Source organism: Micromonospora sp. DT68 (assembly GCF_049847245.1).
Taxonomy (GTDB): Bacteria; Actinomycetota; Actinomycetes; order Mycobacteriales; family Micromonosporaceae; genus Micromonospora; species Micromonospora profundi.
The window spans coordinates 235,449-253,187 of record NZ_JBNCNZ010000004.1 but is presented as its reverse complement, the minus strand read 5'-3'; the positions used below and the strand labels follow the sequence as shown (position 1 = coordinate 253,187).

Genomic DNA, 17,739 nt, shown 5'->3' with positions numbered 1-17,739 from the left:
CTCGGGGTGTTCCTCCTCACGCTCCGTTGCCGCCCTTCGAGGTGACAGGGATTCAGACGGCGGACTCGAACTCGCAGAACACCACCGAGGCGTCGTCGGTCGCCTTGTGCCGGCGTAGCCGGTCGGCGTGGTCGCGCTCGGCGGCCCGGACCCGGTCGATGAGCGCCGCCGGCCCGTCGGCGCTCAACTCGTCCAGCAACCCCGGCCAGTCGGTCAACCCGAACTGCTCGACCGCGCTGGACGCGCCGTCGCTGAGCAGCGCCGCCCGGCGCAGCGCCCCCGGGCCGCGCCGGGGCACCGTCCCGGTCACCGCGTGGAACGCAGCATCCGGGTCGGCCGCCGCGACCCAGTAGCCGTGGGTACGGTTCATCCGCTCCCGCTGGACGCCCACCGCGTGCCGGAACCGGGTGACCGGGTCCGCCGGCCCGGCCGGTACGGTCGCGACCATCTGCCGCAGCTCGGTCATCGCCACCTCCAGCCGGTCGTCGGTCACCACCCTGATGTGACCGCCTTCGTCGAGCACAAGCGGGCTGTCGCAGAGCACCAGGTAGTCCACCTGGTCACCACGGTCCCGCAGCAGGCACACGGTGCTGGACGGCGTACCAGGGTGGTCGAGGTCGCACTGCCCGCCGTGGTCGGCGCGGACGGCGAGGATGGCGGCGGCCAGGTTGCTCGTCAGCCGGGCGGCCGGGCGTACCGCCTCGGCCACCGCGATCCGGGCGGCCAGGTGCCGGACGTACCACTCCGGCCCGTGCACGCATCCGGTGTCGAAGCCGTCCGGCACTGTCGCGCCGTCCAGGACGCCGACAAGCGGGCCGACCTGGAACGCAAGATCCTCGTTGACCTCGCGGCCGGGGGCCGGCGCGGACGCGGTGCGGACCCGCATCATCGGCGCGGTCCCCGCCCGGCCGACCGGGTCACCGGTGCCGGAGGTCGTCGACGGCCGCATGCGTCTGCCCCTGCACCTTCCCGGCGGCGGACCGGCCCTGCTCCCAGACCTCGGACATCCCCTGCTCGGCGGTGGACCGCACCGACTGTGCCGCCTGCTGCGCCGGCTCCCGCAGGTTGTCCCGGACCTGGTGGCCGACCTGGCTCGCCTGGTCGCGCAGCTGATCGGAGTGTTCGCTCACCATGTCGCGGGCCCGTCCGGCCAACTGCCGCTCCCGCCCGCTCGGCGGGACCAGGGACGCGGCCAGCAGCCCGACTCCGAAGGCGACCAGACCTGCCGCGAGTGGATTTCCCTGCGCCTGCTCACGGGACTGCCGCCCGAGTGACCGCGCCTCGTTGCGTGCCGAGTAGACCGCACCCTGCGACTGGTGCCCCAACGACCGGGCCTCGTCGCGCACCGAATTGGCCATGTGCGACATCCGTTCGCTGGACTGCTGACGGTTGTGGCTCGTGCTGCCCATCACCTTCTCCTTCGCTCGGGTGAACGCGCCACGCGCCTCGCCCACGCGGTCACCGGCGATCCGACGCGGGTTCATCTTGTCGGTCAACGCGTCGATATCGTTGCTCAACTCGTTGCGGGTCGTCTCGATCTCCCGCCGGATCCGATCCGGATCATTCGACATGACCTGCTCCCCTCGCGACGTGGTCACCGGCCCCGCAGGGCGTCCGGCATCTCCTGCGCGCTCTGCTTCGTCCGTGGCAGCACGGCACGCAACTGGCGCGCCTGGTTCCGCGCGTTGACGAAGAGGCCACCAGCGATGACTCCCCAGATGATCGCGACGATCAGCGCGGCCCAGCCCTCGTCCATCGTGTTGGACAGACCCCACCAGACGGCGTACGACACGAACAGCACGGCCAGGAACCCGGCCAGCCCCGCCCCGCCGAACATGCCTCCCGCCTTGCCGGCCTGGGTGGCCTCCTCGCGGAGTTCGGCCTTGGCCAGTTCGATCTCCTTGCGCACCAGCGTGGAGAGGTCCCTGGTCACGTCACCCATCAGGTCGCCGACGGACGCCTGGGTTCGCTCCTTCTCCGGGGCGCTCACGGTGCCACCCCACCCGGCACGTCCCGTTCCGGCTGGCCAGGCGGCGAGACGTTCTGCGCCCGAGCCATCCCGCTGTACGGCTGCGGTCGCGCGCCGGCTGCCTCGCCCTGTGGTGGTGGCCCGCTGGACATCGCCACGCCGCCGCCACCGCCGGTCAGGCTTCGGGTCAGCCGTCCGACCAGCAGCCCGGCCACCGCCGCGCCAGCGAGAAAGGTGCCGGGATGCTGGCGGGCGTACGTCCGCACGTCGTCAAGCACCTCACCGGGCTCCCGTCCGTCGAGCCAACCGGCGGCGCGTTCGGCGGCGTCGGCTGCCCGCCGGACCGCCTGCCCGGCCAGCCCGGAGTCGCCGTCCCGTTCGGCCATGGAGTGGAACCCTTGTCCCAGGTCGCGTAGACCGTCGACGGCCCGCTGCTGCTGCGACCGGGCCTGCTCCCGAAGCTGGTCGGTGGCTTCTCCGGTCAGGTGCCGGGCCTGTTGACGCGCCTCGGCGGCCACCTGCCCACCCTGCACGGCGGCGGTGTGGGCAACCTGGCCGCTGGCCTGGGCAGCCTGGTGCCCGACCTGGGACGCCTCCTGCCGTGCCTGTTGGGCCCTGCCGGTCGCACCTTGCGATGGCCGGCTCGGGTTGGCACCCGTCATGATCCCTCCCCCCGTCGGACCGCAGCCGCTGAGCAGCGGCTCGGTGTCCCCGGTGCCTACCCGTCGGGCCTGGCGACATGCTTTGGCCGACTGCGGCGGACCGGGCACCGGGGACGCCGTACTCAACAGGGCATTGTCGGTACGGGCGCGACGGCCGCTTCGGGGCGCGCGGAGGACGGATTTCCGCTCAGCGGCGGCGGTTACGGGCGCGTGACGAGCGCAGCCGGCGGAGCCGGCCGATCAGCACGGGGTCGGCCGCGAGCGCGGCCGGATTGTCCAACAGCCCGTTGAGCAGCTGGTAGTAGCGCGTCGAGGAGAGCCCGAACGTGTCCCGGACGGCCTGCTCCTTGGCACCGGCGTGCCGCCACCACTGCTGCTCGAAGGCGAGGATCGCCAGCTCCCGCGCGGTCAGTCCCGCAGCGGCCGGTTCGGCCGGTTCGGCCGCAAGCTCGTCGTCCAGCCCAATGTCGTCGTCCAGCCCGGCGTCGTCGGTGCTCTCGACCTGTGGCGCCGGCCGGGGCGTCGGAACGCTCGGCGAGCCGACGCCGGTCGTGTCGCCCGGACGAGCGTCGATGGACGGCTCGGGGGCGGCCGGGGAGGCGTCGGCGGGCATGACGTTCAGCCTAACCAGGGACGACCAAGGTCGCAGCAGCCGGCACGGCCGGCCCCGCTCGTCGGATGACCGACGGCCGGACCGGCCGCGCCGCTGTCGTCGCCTGTCGGGCTGACGCCGGTCAGGAGATGTCGCGCCGCCGCATCGCCCAGAGCGCCGCGCCGAGGATCACCACGACGCCGACCGAGAACAGCACAGACGACTGCTGCCAGGTGATGTCCATGGTGGCCGGGTTGCACTCGCCGTAGTAGTTCGCGTTGCAGGAGTTCCAGTCCTCCAGGGTGATCTTCTTGGTCATCCACGCCAACGCGTACGTGGGCAGCAGCCACGCCTCGGCGAACCGTACGCTCGCCATCGACAGCAGGATGCCCAACCCGAACTGGCCGACCACCATGAGCGCGACGACACCACCGAGGGCCATCGCCGTGTGCCGGCCGAGCGAGGCGAGCGCGAATCCGATGGTGGTGATGACCAGCACCAGGGCCACGCCGCGCAACCCGGTCAGGGCGAACGACTGCCAGGCTCCGGAGGTCATCTTCTCGGTGCTGCCGCGGAATGTCGCTACCGCCCAGAACCCGGCGAACCAGAGCACCGCGGCGGGCAGCGTCACCGCCAGGACGCCGGTGAGCAGCGCGGCCAGCTTGGTGAGCAGTACGGTGAGCCGCTTCGGTCTCCAGAGCAGCAGGTTCATCATGCCGCCGGTGCTCCACTCGGCGCCGATGAAGGACGCGCCGATCACGAACCCGACAAGCGCGAGGATCGCCGCGAACGGAACCAGCGTCTCGTCGAACGTCTCGCGGAAGTTGAAGGTCGAAGGCAGGAACCACTTCGCCTCGATCTGGTCGCGGCTCGGCGCCGTGATCATCGAGCAGTCGGCGGGGTAGCGGCCGTCGTTCGGTGTGCCGGCCGCCTTGGCCCGCTCGCACTCGACACGCTCCTGCTCGCTCCAGCGCACCTGCTCCTGGTGCTGCTGGTCGGCCTGACGCTCGGCCTTGGCGAGCTGAGCGGCGTCGATCTTCTGGTTGGTGAAGAAGACACCGACCACCACTGCGGCCAGCACCAGCAGGCCGAGCAGCGACATGTAGCGGGTGAAGCGCCGCTTGGCGAGCCGGCGCAGCTCCGTACGATAGAGGCTCACGCGCCCCACCCTCCTGCGGCGGCGCCGGGCTGGCCCGTCCCACCGACCTTTGTGGACTGGTCGACCTGCCGGTTCTGACCGGGGACCGGCGCGGTGGCGGTGAGTTCCAGGAAGACGCTCTCCAGGTCGACCGCGATCGGAGCCAGCTCGCTGACGTATAGGTGCTGCTCGGCGAGCAGACGTGTGACGGTTGCCGGCTTGTCGACGCCGGCCAGCATCAGGTGGTCCGGGTGTGCGGTGACCCGGACGCCGGCCCGGGTGAGCGCGTCGTTGGCCGCCGGCAGGTCGCTCACCGCCTCCAGCCGGACCCGGACTCCCCCGGACGAGTGCTGCGCGAGCACCTCGTCGACAGGCCCGAAGGCGACCCTCCGACCGAGCGAGATGATGGTGACCGAGTCGCAGATCAGCTGGATCTCGCCGAGGATGTGGCTGGACAGCACCACTGTCATGCCGTGTTCGGCGAGTGTCCGCATCAGCGTGCGCATCTCGCGGATGCCGCCCGGGTCGAGGCCGTTCGCCGGCTCGTCGAGGATGAGCAGCTTCGGGTCCTTCAGCAGGGCGGATGCGACGGCGAGCCGCTGCTTCATTCCAAGCGAGTACGTCTTGACCCGCTCGCCGGCCCGGTCGCGCAGCCCGACCAGCTCAAGTGCCTCGTCCACGCGGACGGCGGGCACCTCGCCCGCGCCGGCCAGCAGGGACAGCGTGTCGCGGGCCGTGAAGTGCGGGAAGAACTGCGGGCTCTCGACGATCGCCCCGACCTGGCTGGCGACTGTGGACAGCGCGTGGGGCACCTCGTGACCGAGCAACGCCATCCGGCCACCGTCGGGCCGGATCAGGCCGAGCAGTGTGCGCAGGGTAGTCGTCTTCCCGGACCCGTTGGGGCCGAGGAAGCCGTGCACCTGCCCTGCCTCGACCCGCATGTCGAAGCCGTCGAGCGCGTTGCGGGTGCCTCGTCGACGACTCTTGTACGTCTTACGTAGACCTTCGATCTCCAGGACAGCTGGCAAGCTGCACCTCCCCCGATGGTGGGCGTGACAGCCGACACCATACGCGGTATGCAGGCGCGCGCAATACCCGGTATGCATCGACGCGCCGATCGATGTATTCCATTGACGGAGCGTGACTGCTCAGGCGCAGACGACCTGCACTCCCGCCGCCCGGAAGGCGTCCACCACCTCGGGTGCGGCACCGGAGTCGGTGACCAGGGTCTCGACCCGCTCGACCGGGCAGATCCGGGCGAAGGCGTGACCACCCAGCTTTGACGAGTCCGCGATGATCACCACTCGCTTGGCGCGGGCCACCATCAGGTTGTTCATGGCGGCCTCCCCCTCATGGTGGGCAGCCGCGCCGAGCTGCGGGTCGATCGCGTCGACGCCGAGCAACGCGACGTCAAGCGTGACCTCGCGCAGCAGCGCCCCACCCAGCGGGCCGACCAGTTCGAACGACTTCGGGCGCACCACCCCGCCGGCCACCACCACCTTCATCCGGGACCGCACGAGCAGCTCGTTGGCGATGTTCAGCGCGTTGGTCACCACTGTGAGCTGGGCGCCCTCCGCGCTGGTGTTCAGGTCCGGCCGTACGGCGAGCGCCCGGGCCACCTCGGTGCTCGTGGTGCCACCGTTCAGGCCGACCACGGTGCCGGGCGTGACGAGTGCGGCGGCAGCGGCGCCTATCCGCTGCTTCTCCGCCGAGTGCTTCGCCGTCTTGTAGCGCAACGGCAGGTCGTACGAGACCCCGTTGGCGACCGCGCCACCCCGCGTGCGGGTGATCATCTGCTGCTGGGCGAGCTGGTCGAAGTCACGCCGGATGGTGGCCTGGGAGACGTCCAGCCGCTCGGCTGCCGCCTCGACGCTTACCCGGCCGTTGTCGGTGAGCATCTCGAGCAGGGCGTTCCATCTGGCGTACCGGTCCACCGAGGGCCCTCCACTGACTGCACGAACGGTGATTGATTGCGTGCACACTAGTGCGCGAAACTGGGTGGGCGCAAAAGACAGACCTGCGCGAACGGCCGGCCGGTTGCCACAGCCACCCCGGTTCGCGCAGAATGACGCGCGAAATACGGATGTAACGAGCCGTATTGCGCACAGCTCGGCTGCGAGGGAGTTTCCCATGACGTACGTGGACGCGGAGATCGCGAGCCAACCCGACTGCTGGCGGGAAGCGGCCCGGCTGTCCGGCGTCGTACACGGCGACCTTCCGCGCCCCGGCGAGCGGGTCGCCGTCGTCGGTTGCGGCACGTCGTGGTTCATGGCGATGGCGTACGCCGCCCGCCGCGAGCAGAGCGGCCAGGGCGAGACCGACGCGTTCCAGGCGTCCGAGTTCCCCGCCGGCCGCCGCTACGACCGGCTGATCGCCATCACCCGCTCCGGCACCACCACGGAGGTGCTGGAGCTGCTCGCCGCGTTGCGCGGGGGCACCCCCACCACAGTCATCGTCGGCGACCCGGCGTCCCCGGCTGTCGACCTGGCCACCGCCGCGGTGACGATGCCCTTCGCCGACGAGCGGTCGGTAGTGCAGACCCGCTTCGCGACCACCGCTCTGGCCCTGCTGCGCGCCCACCTCGGCGACCCGGTGACCGCGCTCGCCGCCGACGCCGAAGTGGCGGTGCGCTCCCCGCTGCCGATCGACCCGACAAGCATCGAGCAGGTCACCTTCCTCGGTCGGGGGTGGACGGTCGGGCTGGCCCAGGAGGCCGCCCTGAAGTGCCGCGAGGCGGCCACCTTCTGGGCTGAGGCGTACCCGGCAATGGACTACCGCCACGGGCCCATCTCGATCGCCGGCCCCGGCCGCCTGGTCTGGGCCTTCGGCGAGCTGCCCGACGGGCTGCCCGAGGACGTTGCGGCCACCGGCGCGGCCTTCGTGCACAGCCGTACGCACGGCTGGCGCACCGTGCTCGGCAGTTGGTCGGCTGGTCGTACGCCTGTCGATCCGATGGCCGACCTGATCCTGGCCCAGCGCTTCGCCGTCGCGCTGGCGACAAGCCGCGGCCTCGACCCGGACGCGCCCCGGCACCTCACCCGGTCCGTGGTGTTGGCGTGAGCGCGAGGAGTGAGCCGGGTTTGCGAGCCCCGCAGTCGCGAACCGAGGTGGCACCGTGAGCGCGAGGAGTGAGCCGGGTTTGCGAGCCCCGCAGTCGCGAACCAAGATAGCGCCGTGAGCGCGAGGAGTGAGCCGGGTTTGCGAGCCCCGCAGTCGCGAACCGGGCTGACACCGTGACCGACGGCGTCGCCGACCGGGTGGTCGTTGCGTTGGACGTCGGCGGTACCGGCATGAAGTGCGCGCTGGTCCGGCCGGATGGCGTCGTGGTCCGCGCCGAGCGGCACCCCACCGACGCCGGGCGCGGCCCGTCCGCAGTGGTCGCCACAATCCTCGACGTCGCCGACGGGCTGGCCGCCAAGGCGCGCGCCGACGGGCTCACCCCTGTCGCGGCGGGCGTCGCCGTGCCGGGGGTCGTCGACGAGGCGCGTGGGGTCGCTGTGTGGTCGGCGAATGTGGGCTTCCGGGACGTACCGCTGCGGGATCTTGTGGCGATGCGGCTCGGCCTGCCCACTGCGCTCGGCCACGACGTGCGCGTCGGTGGTCTCGCCGAGGCGCGGCTCGGCGCCGGGCGCGGCACCGGCCACGTGCTGTTCGTGGCGATCGGCACCGGCATCGCCGCCGCCCACGTCGTCGACGGTGTGGCCGCCGCCGGCGCGCACGGTGCCGCCGGCGAGATCGGCCACATCCTGGTACGCCCCGACGGCCCGCGCTGCGGCTGCGGCCGGCCGGGCTGTCTGGAGGCGTTGGCCTCGGCCTCCGCGATCGGCCGCCGGTATGCGGAGTTGGCCGGTGGAACGCCCGAGGTGACGGCGGCCGGGGTGGTCGAGCGGGCTACGGCCGGCGAGCCGCTCGCCGGGCAGGTCTGGCGGGAGGCGGTCGAGGCGCTCGCCGACGGCCTGGCCACCGGTCAGGCGCTGTTCGACGTGGCGACGATAGTGCTCGGCGGTGGCCTGGCCCAGGCCGGGGATCTGCTCCTCGACCCGCTGCGGGTGGCGTTGCGCGAGCGTTTGACCTTTCACCGGGAGCCGCGACTGGTGGTGGCGGCTCTCGGCGACGAGGCTGGCTGCCTCGGTGCCGCCCTGTTAGCCCTGGACGCCGCGGGCGTCGGTGACCCTCAGGAGGAACGATGACGGTACGGGTGAACGGCCGGGTGGTGACCCCGACCGGTGTGATCCGGCAGGGCTGCGTCGAGTGGGACGGTGAGCGGATCACCGCCGTGGCCGAGTACCCGTCGGTCCGGGACGGGCACTGGATCCTGCCGGGTTTCGTCGACATGCACACGCACGGCGGTGGCGGGCACACCTTCACCACGGGCGACGCCGACCAGGCCCGTGCGGCGGCCGGGTTCCACCTGAGACGTGGCACCACCACCCTGCTGGCCAGCCTGGTCAGCTCGCCGTTTCCGGTGATGCGGGCGGCCACCGAGGCGTTCGCACCCCTTGTCGAGGAGGGCGTGCTGGCAGGTGTCCACTTCGAGGGCCCGTACCTCTCGGACGCCCGCTGCGGCGCGCAGAACCCGGAGCACCTGCGCGACCCCTCCACCGACGAGCTGGCCGAGCTGATCGAGCTGGGTCACGGCACGGTCCGGATGGTCACCCTCGCCCCGGAGCGCGACGGCGCGCTGGAGGCGATCAAGCTGCTCACCGCCGCGCGGGTGGTGGCCGCCGTGGGCCACACCGACGCCACGTACGAGCAGACCCGCGCCGCGATCGCCGCAGGCGCGAGCGTCGGCACCCACCTGTTCAACGGGATGCGGCCGGTGCACCACCGTGAGCCCGGCCCGGTGGTGGCGCTGCTCGAAGCGCCAACGGTGATCTGCGAGCTGGTCGCCGACGGGGTGCACCTGCACGACGGAATGTTGACGTTCGCCACGACGACCGCCGGCCCCGACCGGGCAGCGCTGATCACCGACGCGATGGCCGCAGCCGGAATGGCCGACGGCGAGTACGAGCTGGGCGGCCAGGCCGTCACCGTGACCGACGGGGTGGCCCGGCTCGCCCGTGACGGCGCGATCGCCGGCAGCACGTTGACAATGGACGCGGCGCTGCGGCACGCGGTGGACGCCGGCATCCCGATGGCCGACGCCGCCCGGATGGTGGCCACCACTCCGGCCCGCGCCATCGGTCTCGGCGACCGGGTGGGCGCCCTTCAGGTCGGCCTCCGCGCCGACCTGGTGGTGCTCGACGATGACCTGAACGTGGTGCGCGTGCTGCGCGGCGGCTCCTGGGTGGAGTGATCGCCGACGCGGGTGCTGCCTGCCGCGAACAGCGGGCGGGATCAGCCTGCGGTGGGGACCTCGACGCCGAGGACTGCCTGCTCGTCGGGGCGGTGCACAAGCACGTCGGCCAGGTACGACTGGACGGCGTGACGCATCCCGACGTCCCGGCCGGCCTGCTCGGAGAGCAGCCACTTGTGCTCGATGATCTGCGCGAACAGCTCCTGCGGCTCCAACTTGCGGCGTAGGTGCGCGGGCACGGCCCGGACCACCGGCTCGAAGACCTCGGTGAGCCAGCGGTGCGCCGCCTGCTGCTCGTCGATCAGGTCGCTCTCCGCCCGGTAGGCGTCCAGGTCGTTGAGCAGCTTGCGGGCCTGGTTCTCCTCGGCGTCCAGGCCGGTGAGGCGCAGCAGCCGCCGGGTGTGGTAGCCGGCGTCGACGACCTTCGGGCGGACCAGGTAGCGCCCGCCCTCGATCGTCGACATGGCCACCTCGGCCACGTCGAAGCCCAGCTCGTTGAGGCGGCGGATGCGACCCTCGATGTCGTGCCGGGCCTCCCGCTCGATCGCCTGCTCGTAGGTGATCTCGTGCCAGAGCCGTTCGTAGCGCTGCACGACCTCCTCGCAGACCACCTCCGGGTCGATGGACTCGTGCAGCAGGCCGGCGGCCTGGAGGTCGAGCGCCTCACCGAAGATGTTCACCCTGGCGATCTCCAGGTCCTCGCCGCGCTGTCCGTTGGAGAGCGAGTTGTGCAGGGCGCCCGTCTCCGCGTCCACCAGGTAGGCGGCGAACGCGCCAGCGTCCCGGCGGAACAGCGTGTTCGACAGCGAGCAGTCGCCCCAGAAGAAACCGGTCAGGTGCATCCGCACGATCAGGGCGGCGAGGGCGTCCAACAGCCGGCTCATCGTCTCCGGACGCAGGGTGTGCGAGAAGAGCGCCCGGTACGGCAGGGAGAACTGAAGGTGCCTGGTGATCAGCACCGATTCGAGGGGCTCCCCGTCGTCGGTCTGCCGGTCGGCGACCACCGCCACCGCCTCCACCGACGGGAAGTCGATCCGCTCCAGCGCCCGCAGCAGGTCGTACTCCCGCTCGGCGATCCGCTCGCGGGTCTCCTTGAAGGCGTACACGTAATCGCCGAGCCGGACGAACCGGACGATGTGCCGCGAGATGCCCTGCGGCAGGGCCACCAGGTGCTGGGCAGGCCACTCTTCCAGCGGTGTCGACCAGGGCAGGTCGAGCAGCGCCGGGTCGACGAGGGCAGAGGTGATCCGCACGGGCACAAGCATGACGGTTCGCCCTCGCATCCGCCGCACATCGTGGCTCGGCCCACAGCGCTGAACACCTCACCGCACGCCGGGCCGGTAGCGTGGTCGCGTGCTCAAAACCTCGGGGGTACGACGTGAGCTGCGGTTGCGTCCCGTCCGGCCGGCCGGCTGGTGGTTCGACGCCCTGCTGCTTGCCGGACTGGTCGGGCTGACCGTCGCGCTCGCCGCCGACCAACTGTTCGGGCTGGACCGTGCGGTCGCCGACTGGGCCGACGGGCACCGGCCGACTGTCGCGTACTGGGTGGCGCGGGTGTTCAACCTGCTCGGCCAGGGCACCCCGCTGACCCTGATCGCCGCTGGGCTGGGCGTGTTGCTGGCCGTCCGGCTCCGCTCGGTACGCCCCCTGCTGCCGCCTGTCGTCGGGTTCGTGCTGACCAACCTGACGATCGGTCCACTCAAGGTGTGGACCGCCCGCGCCGCGCCGAGCGCAAGCGTCAAGGAGCCGTTCCTGCCTCCCGAGCAGACGCTGCCGCTGTTCCACGACGACCTGCCGGTCCGGTTCGCCCAGTCCTACCCGTCGGGCCACGTCGCCAACGCCATCGTCTGGTACGGCGTCATCGCTCTGCTGCTCGCCCCGCTCGCGCGCAGCTTCGGCCGGCAGCTCCCGGCCCGGTTGGTCACAGTGATCCGGGTGGTGCCGCCGCTTGTCGTCCTCACCACCACCACCTACCTGGGCTGGCACTGGCTCACCGACTCGGTGGCCGGGCTGCTGCTCGGGCTGCTGCTGGACCGGCTGCTGCACCGGGTGCCCTGGGACGATCTGCCGCTTCCCGGCCGGCTACGCGAATGGGACCGGCCGTTCACCTCGTACCCCTAGGGTCTCGGCTCGTGGATCAACTGGCGCGGCGGCTCGGCGTACCCGATGCGGTTGTCATCGGGTTGGGCTCGATGCTCGGCGCGGGCGTCTTCGTGGTCTTCGGCCCGGCCGCGGCGGCGGCCGGCGGCGCCGGGCTGCTGCCCGCGCTGCTGCTTGCAGGCTTCATCGCCTACTGCAACGCGACGAGCTCGGCGCGGTTGGCGGCCCGCTACCCGGAGTCCGGCGGCACCTACGTCTACGGCCGGGAACGCCTCGGCCCGCTCGCGGGCTTCGTTGCCGGTTGGGGGTTCGTGGTCGGCAAGACGGCGAGCTGCGCGGCGATGGCGTTGACGATCGGGGCGTACCTGTGGCCGGGGCAGGCCCGGCTTGTCGCAGTCGGCGCGGTGCTCGCGGTGACCGCCGTGAACCTGCGGGGGATCGGCAAGACGGCCACCGCCACGAAGGTGCTGGTGGCTGTGGTGCTCGCGGTGCTGGCCCTGGTGGCTGTCGTCGGCGTGGCGGGCGGGCCGGTGCACCTGGACCGACTGACCGACTCCGGCGGCTCCGCGCGAGGTCTGCTCACCGCCGCCGGGCTGCTGTTCTTCGCGTTCGCCGGGTACGCACGGATCGCCACACTTGGCGAGGAGGTCCGCGACCCGCGGCGGACCATTCCCCGCGCGGTGCCGCTGGCGCTCGGCGCGGTGCTCGCGATCTACCTGGTGCTGGCAGTGGTCACGCTCGGCGTGCTCGGCGCCGACCGCCTTGCCGGTTCCGCAGCGCCCCTTGTCGACGTGGTGACCGCCGCCGGGCTGCCGGGCCTTGCCTGGGTGGTCCGCGCCGGTGCGACCATCGCGGTCGTGGGCGTGCTGCTGTCCCTGGTCGCCGGGGTCGGCCGGACCACGCTCGCGATGGCCCGCCGCCGCGACCTGCCCGGGGCGCTGGCCGCCGTGCACCGGGTGCACCAGGTGCCGCACCGCGCCGAGCTGGCCGTGGCCGCCGTGGTGATCGTGGTGGTGCTTCTCGGCGACGTACGCGACGCGATCGGCTTCTCCAGTTGCACGGTGCTGGTCTACTACGCGATCACCAATGCGGCGGCGCTGACCCTGGGCCGGGACGCGGACCGGCGACTGCCGGTCCGCGTCCTCGCCGGTCTGGGGCTTGTCGGCTGCCTGCTGCTCGCTGTCAACCTGCCGTTGGGCAGCGTCGTGGCGGGCTTCGGGGTGCTCGCCGCCGGTGTCGTCGGGTACCTGGCGCTTGGTGCCCGCCGCCGACCGGAGTAGCGCCCACTGTCAGCGGCTCAGCCGCCGGTAGCGGCGCACCGCCAGCGGCGCGAACACCGCGATCAGGACCACCGGCCACAGCACCGCCAGCAGTATGGCGTTCTCCGCCGGCCAGGAATCGCCACCCAGACCCGGATTGCCGAACAGGTGGCGGATCGCCGCCACGGTCGCCGACAGGGGGTTCCACTCCGCTATCGCACCGAGCCACCGCGGCATCAACTCGGGCGCGACGAAGACGTTGGACAGGGCGGTCAACGGAAACGCCGCAGGGAAGACGATGACGCCTACCGTGTCCGGGTTGCGAACCAGCAGCGCGAGGTAGATGCCGGCCCAGGTGATCGCGACGCGCAGCAGCAGGAGCAGCCCGACAGCGAGCAGCGCCCGGCCCACGCCGTCACGCCACTGCCAGCCGACGAGCAGGCCGCAGACCAGCAGTGTGGACATCTCCAGCAGGGCACGGATGAGATCGGCGGCGCTACGGCCCGCCAGCAGGGCGGAACGCGCCATCGGCATCGACCGGAAGCGGTCGACGACGCCCCGGCTGAGGTCCAGCGCCACGCCCGTCGCGGTGGCGCCGAGGCCGTACAGCATCGTCATCACGAAGACCCCCGGGAGCAGGAACTCCCGGTAGTTGCCGCCACCTGGCACCTGCATGCCGCTGCCGAAGACGTACCCGAACACCAGCACGAACATGATCGGCAACGAGAAGTAGAGGATCAGCTCCTCCGGCGCGCGGATCACGTGGGTCATGTTCCGCCTGGTCATCGTCCAGCCGTCGGTCACCGCCGTCGTCATGCCACAGCCGCCTCTCGTGCGGCCGACCCGCGCACCCCGTCCGACAGGTGCCCGGTCAGGTGCAGGAACGCCTCGTCGAGCGTCGCGCGACGCAGACCGATGTCCTCGACAGCGATGCCGGCGTCGTCAAACGCCCGCACCACGTCGATCAGACCGGCGACCCGGTCGGCGACCGGCGCGCTCACTCGCCGGATCTCCGCATCCCGCTCGGGCTGCACGCCGCACACCCGGGCGACGATCTGCTCGGCCCCGGCCAACTGCGCCGCGTCCCGCACCACCACCTCGATCCGGTCACCGCCGGTCATCGACTTCAGCTCGTCCGGCGAGCCCTCGGCGACCACCCGCCCGGCGTCGATCACCGAGATCCGGTTGGCGAGCTGATCGGCCTCCTCCAGGTACTGCGTGGTCAGCAGCACAGTGGTTCCCTCCGCCACCAGGGCGCGGACCAGGTCCCACACCTGGTTGCGGCTGCGCGGGTCCAGGCCTGTCGTCGGTTCGTCGAGGAACAGCACACGCGGCGTACGGATCAGGCTGGCGGCGAGATCCAGCCGACGGCGCATCCCGCCCGAATACTCACCGGCGGACCGCCCCGCAGCCTCGTCGAGCCCGAACCGTTCCAGCAGTTCGGTGGCGCGTCGACGGGCTGCCTTCGGGCCGAGCCGGAACAGTCGACCGAACAACTCCAGGTTCTGCCGGCCGGTGAGGATCTCGTCGACCGCCGCGTACTGCCCGGTCAGCCCGATCCGGGCACGCACCTCGTCGGGCTGACGCAGCACGTCGAAGCCGGCCACCGTTGCCCGGCCGGTGTCGAACCGCAGCAGCGTGGCAAGGATCCGTACCGCAGTCGTCTTTCCCGCGCCGTTCGGACCGAGCAGCCCGTGGACCGTACCGGCCGGCACTGCCAGGTCGAACGTGTCGAGCGCGAGGGTCGGGCCGTACCGCTTGCCCAGCCCCTCGGCGACCACTTCGAATGTCGTCATGCCACGACGGTGCATGGCAGCGCTGACCGGTCACGCACCGTCCGCTGACGGCGGCTGGTCAGGCACTGTCACGCTCGTCTGCTCCGCCTCGGCGATCTGCGCGAGCACCAGCATGATCTCCGTACGGGTGGCCTCGCCGACGTACCAGCCGGTGAGTCCGCCGACCAGCGCCGCCTCGCAGAGCCGCCTGGCCTCGGCGAGGTCGCCGCGCAGCTGTGCCACCCGGGCGAGGCCGAGCCGGGAGGCGGACACGAACTCCGGCGCGCCGCTGCGCTGGGCGAGGTGCAGCGCGTCAGCGAAGTCGTTGTGCGCCGCCACGAGGTCACCGGCGCGCAGCCGGATCTCGCCACGCGTACGCATCATGTCGGCCCGGTCGACGACCGACCCGAGTTGCTCGGCCAGGCCCATTGCCTCGTCCAGCAGATCGCTCGCCGTGTCCGGGTCGTCCTGCCAGGCGGCGACCTCGCCAAGCGCGCCGAGTGTGATCATGGACCCCCACCGGTCTCCGGCACCCCGGAAACCGTCGAGCGCGACGCCGAGCGAGGTCCTGGCCCGCTCCCACTGACCCGTCGACATCTGCGCAGAGCCGAGCCCCATCGTGCCGAGCGCGTTGATCCAGACATCCGGGCCGGCCAGCCGCCGCAGGTGCCGCATGAGGTCGTCGACGTCCTCGACACCGCCGGCCGGCGGTCCGTTCGAGATCCCCGACAGATACAGCAGGAAGGGCTGTCGGGGCAGCCTGTCGAGGCCGTAGAGCAGCGGTTGCTCCGAGCCGAGGGACGACAACTGGCCGAACCCTCCGAGCGAGGCGTTGTAGACGCAGAGGGCGTACTCCTCGCTCAGCCCTGGCGGTGCCTCGGTGCCGAGCAGGTCGAGGACGGCGGAGGCCAGCCGGGCGCCCTCCCCACGCATGCCGCGCAGCCACCAGTAGAACGACAGGGCCGCGACAAGCCCGGCCGCCTCGGCCGTGTCACCGGCAGCTGTGGCACGACGCAGCGCCGTGTGCAGGTTGTCCCGTTCGGCGTCGAGCCGTCGCAGCCAGCGCACCTGATCCGGCCCGCGCAGGTGGTCACCGGCTGTCCAGGCGAACTCCAGGAAGTACGCGGTGTGCGCGCGCCGCAACTGCTCGGCCTCACCGGCCTCGGCGAGGCGTTCGGCGCAGAACGCGCGCACGGTTTCGAGCATTCGGTATCGGCCGCCGGTCAGCTCCACGAAGGACTTGTCGGCAAGACCGGTAAGCGCGTCGACAAGCTCGGCGGTGGGCAGGCCGGAGACCCGCCCGGCCGCCTCCAGCGTGGTACCGCCAGCGAAGACAGCCAGCCGGCGGGCCAGCCTCCGTTCGTCGTCGTCGAGCAGGTCCCAGCTCCACTCGACGACCGCGCGCAGCGTCCGGTGCCGCGGCGGGGCGGCCCGGCTGCCCACCGAGAGCAGCCGGAACCGGTCGTCGAGGCGGGCAGCCACCTCCGCGACGGGCAGCGCCCGCAGCCGCGCAGCGGCCAGCTCGATGGCCAACGGCAGGCCGTCGAGGGTGCGGCAGATGCACAGCACCGCCTCTGCGTTTGCCGAGGTGACGGCAAAGCCGGGTACGACGTCGGCGGCCCGCTGGGCGAACAGCCGCACCGCCGCGTAGTCGTCGACGGCCAGCGCCGGGACGTCGGGCGGCGGCACTGTGAGCCCGGACAGCGGGCACAACGCCTCGCCGGCCAGCCCGAGCGGTTCGCGGCTGGTGGCCAGGACGCGCAGCGACGGGCTGGCGCTCAGCATCCGTGCGGCAAGCCGGGCCACGTCGGCGACGACGTGCTCACAGTTGTCGAGCACGAGCAGCAGCCGCCGCTCCGCCAACGCCTCGACCAGCCGGTCGGTCGGATGTCGGCCGTGCTCGGCCGGGGCGCGCAGACCCGCGTCGCGCAGGCCGAGCGCACTCAACACCGCCTGCGGTACGTCCGACCCGTCGGTCAGCCCGGCCAGCTCGACGAAACGGATCTCCCCGCCGGCCCGGCCCGCCGCCTCGATCGCCAACCGCGTCTTGCCCGCTCCCCCGGGGCCGGTGAGGGTGACAAGTCTCCGCTCGCCGAGCAGGTCACCAACGCGCTTCAGTTCTTCTTCACGTCCGACGAACGTGGTGAGCTGGCTCGGGAGCGCCTGCTCGGTCGCCGGGCGTTCCTCACCGCGCAGCACCGCCAGATGGATCGCGGCAAGCTCCACCGAAGGATCGACGCCGAGCTGCTCGGCGAGCGTGCGCCGCGCGTCCTCGAACTCGGCGAGCGCCTCGGCCGGCCTGCCCAGCCCGGACAGGACGCGCATGAGCTGACCTCGCGCCCGTTCCCGCAGCGGATGCGCGACGACGAGCTCCCGCAGCTCCGCAACCAGCGCGCTGTGCCCGCCCAACGCCAGCTCCGCCTCGATCCGGTCCTCGACGGCGGCCAGCCGCAGCTCGTCCAGCCGTGCCGCCTGCGCTGGTGCGTTCAGCACATCGGCCAGAGCAGGGCCGTGCCACAACTCCGACGCCTCGCGCAACACAGCCGCCGCGTGGGACCAGTCACCAGCGGCGAGCGCGCGGCGCCCCGACTCGGCGAGACGTTCGAACCGGTGCGCGTCGACGTCCTCGGGATCCACCGCCAGGCGGTAGCCGGCCTGGTGAAACTCAACCAGGGCGTCCTCTGCGGGCAGGGCCTGACGCAGCCGCGACACCTGGGATTGGAGCGCGTTGGCCGGTCCACGGGGTGGGTGCTCGCCGTACAGGCCGTCGATCAGCCGCTCGGCGGGAACGATGCGGCCCGCATTGAGCAGGAGGAGCGCCAGGAGCGTGCGCAACCGAGGGCCGCCCACGGGAAGCTCTCGCCCGTCGGCAAGCAGCACCCTGGTCGGCCCGAGGACGCGGAAACGCATGCCATGGATTGTCGCTCAGTGTCGACCGGTTCCTGCGG

General features: G+C 72.0%; 17 protein-coding genes. 5 read left to right on the top strand and 12 right to left on the bottom strand.

Features of this window, described 5'->3' with window-relative positions; translation table 11 throughout:
• Positions 1-52: 52 nt before the first annotated feature.
• The 8 genes from ACPXB1_RS09725 to ACPXB1_RS09690 all read right to left on the bottom strand — a co-directional run bounded on the left by ACPXB1_RS09725 (position 53) and on the right by ACPXB1_RS09690 (position 6,295).
• A complete protein-coding gene (locus ACPXB1_RS09725; RefSeq protein WP_355589824.1) occupies positions 53-949 on the bottom strand; it encodes a hypothetical protein in 897 nt (298 codons plus the stop codon).
• On the bottom strand, positions 918-1,571 hold the full coding sequence (locus ACPXB1_RS09720) for a DUF3618 domain-containing protein (protein ID WP_355589827.1): 654 nt from the start codon (positions 1,569-1,571) through the stop codon (positions 918-920). The genes ACPXB1_RS09725 and ACPXB1_RS09720 overlap by 32 nt, the downstream gene beginning before the upstream one ends.
• 23 nt (positions 1,572-1,594) lie before the next feature.
• Positions 1,595-1,990, bottom strand: a complete 396-nt coding sequence (locus ACPXB1_RS09715; protein WP_355589830.1) for a phage holin family protein — start codon at positions 1,988-1,990, stop codon at positions 1,595-1,597.
• On the bottom strand, positions 1,987-2,631 hold the full coding sequence (locus tag ACPXB1_RS09710) for a hypothetical protein (RefSeq protein WP_355589833.1): 645 nt from the start codon (positions 2,629-2,631) through the stop codon (positions 1,987-1,989). Before ACPXB1_RS09710 ends, ACPXB1_RS09715 begins: the two co-directional genes overlap by 4 nt.
• A gap of 187 nt (positions 2,632-2,818) precedes the next feature.
• Positions 2,819-3,244 (bottom strand): DUF3263 domain-containing protein, encoded by a 426-nt coding sequence (locus ACPXB1_RS09705; RefSeq protein WP_355589836.1) that lies wholly within the window; start codon positions 3,242-3,244, stop codon positions 2,819-2,821.
• 121 nt (positions 3,245-3,365) lie between these two features.
• Positions 3,366-4,382: an ABC transporter permease subunit gene (locus ACPXB1_RS09700; RefSeq protein ID WP_355589839.1), complete on the bottom strand. Its 1,017-nt coding sequence runs from the start codon at positions 4,380-4,382 to the stop codon at positions 3,366-3,368.
• Complete coding sequence (locus tag ACPXB1_RS09695; RefSeq protein WP_355589842.1) at positions 4,379-5,389, bottom strand: ABC transporter ATP-binding protein; 1,011 nt, start codon at positions 5,387-5,389, stop codon at positions 4,379-4,381. The genes ACPXB1_RS09700 and ACPXB1_RS09695 overlap by 4 nt, the downstream gene beginning before the upstream one ends.
• A 120-nt stretch (positions 5,390-5,509) precedes the next feature.
• Positions 5,510-6,295 carry a DeoR/GlpR family DNA-binding transcription regulator gene (locus ACPXB1_RS09690; protein ID WP_053654382.1) on the bottom strand — a complete coding sequence of 262 codons (786 nt, stop codon included), beginning with the start codon at positions 6,293-6,295 and terminating at the stop codon, positions 5,510-5,512.
• Between the two features lie 196 nt (positions 6,296-6,491).
• Here ACPXB1_RS09690 and ACPXB1_RS09685 point away from each other — a divergent pair, with 196 nt between their 5' ends.
• The 3 genes from ACPXB1_RS09685 (at position 6,492) to nagA (ending at position 9,657) form a co-directional block, all read left to right on the top strand.
• Positions 6,492-7,421, top strand: coding sequence for an SIS domain-containing protein (locus tag ACPXB1_RS09685; protein ID WP_355589845.1), 930 nt, complete (start codon positions 6,492-6,494; stop codon positions 7,419-7,421).
• 173 nt (positions 7,422-7,594) lie between these two features.
• A complete protein-coding gene (locus ACPXB1_RS09680) occupies positions 7,595-8,551 on the top strand; it encodes an ROK family protein (protein ID WP_355589848.1) in 957 nt (318 codons plus the stop codon).
• Positions 8,548-9,657, top strand: a complete 1,110-nt coding sequence (gene nagA, locus ACPXB1_RS09675) for an N-acetylglucosamine-6-phosphate deacetylase (RefSeq protein ID WP_355589851.1) — start codon at positions 8,548-8,550, stop codon at positions 9,655-9,657. Before ACPXB1_RS09680 ends, nagA begins: the two co-directional genes overlap by 4 nt.
• A 41-nt stretch (positions 9,658-9,698) precedes the next feature.
• Here the strand turns inward: nagA and ACPXB1_RS09670 are convergent, their stop codons facing one another.
• Positions 9,699-10,922 (bottom strand): DUF4032 domain-containing protein, encoded by a 1,224-nt coding sequence (locus ACPXB1_RS09670; RefSeq protein ID WP_053654390.1) that lies wholly within the window; start codon positions 10,920-10,922, stop codon positions 9,699-9,701.
• 118 nt (positions 10,923-11,040) lie between these two features.
• On the opposite strand from ACPXB1_RS09670, the gene ACPXB1_RS09665 reads away from it, so the two are divergent.
• Positions 11,041-11,778 carry a phosphatase PAP2 family protein gene (locus tag ACPXB1_RS09665; protein ID WP_355630443.1) on the top strand — a complete coding sequence of 246 codons (738 nt, stop codon included), beginning with the start codon at positions 11,041-11,043 and terminating at the stop codon, positions 11,776-11,778.
• 11 nt (positions 11,779-11,789) lie between these two features.
• A complete protein-coding gene (locus tag ACPXB1_RS09660; protein ID WP_425735082.1) occupies positions 11,790-13,037 on the top strand; it encodes an APC family permease in 1,248 nt (415 codons plus the stop codon).
• Between the two features lie 9 nt (positions 13,038-13,046).
• On the opposite strand, the gene ACPXB1_RS09655 is transcribed toward ACPXB1_RS09660, so the two are convergent.
• Genes ACPXB1_RS09655 through ACPXB1_RS09645 form a run of 3 tightly spaced genes read right to left on the bottom strand, consistent with a single transcriptional unit; the run spans position 13,047 to position 17,701 of the window.
• Positions 13,047-13,832 (bottom strand): ABC transporter permease, encoded by a 786-nt coding sequence (locus tag ACPXB1_RS09655; protein ID WP_355589857.1) that lies wholly within the window; start codon positions 13,830-13,832, stop codon positions 13,047-13,049.
• Complete coding sequence (locus ACPXB1_RS09650) at positions 13,829-14,812, bottom strand: ATP-binding cassette domain-containing protein (protein WP_355627795.1); 984 nt, start codon at positions 14,810-14,812, stop codon at positions 13,829-13,831. Before ACPXB1_RS09650 ends, ACPXB1_RS09655 begins: the two co-directional genes overlap by 4 nt.
• Before the next feature lie 30 nt (positions 14,813-14,842).
• Positions 14,843-17,701, bottom strand: a complete 2,859-nt coding sequence (locus ACPXB1_RS09645) for a BTAD domain-containing putative transcriptional regulator (protein ID WP_425735081.1) — start codon at positions 17,699-17,701, stop codon at positions 14,843-14,845.
• Positions 17,702-17,739: the final 38 nt, after the last annotated feature.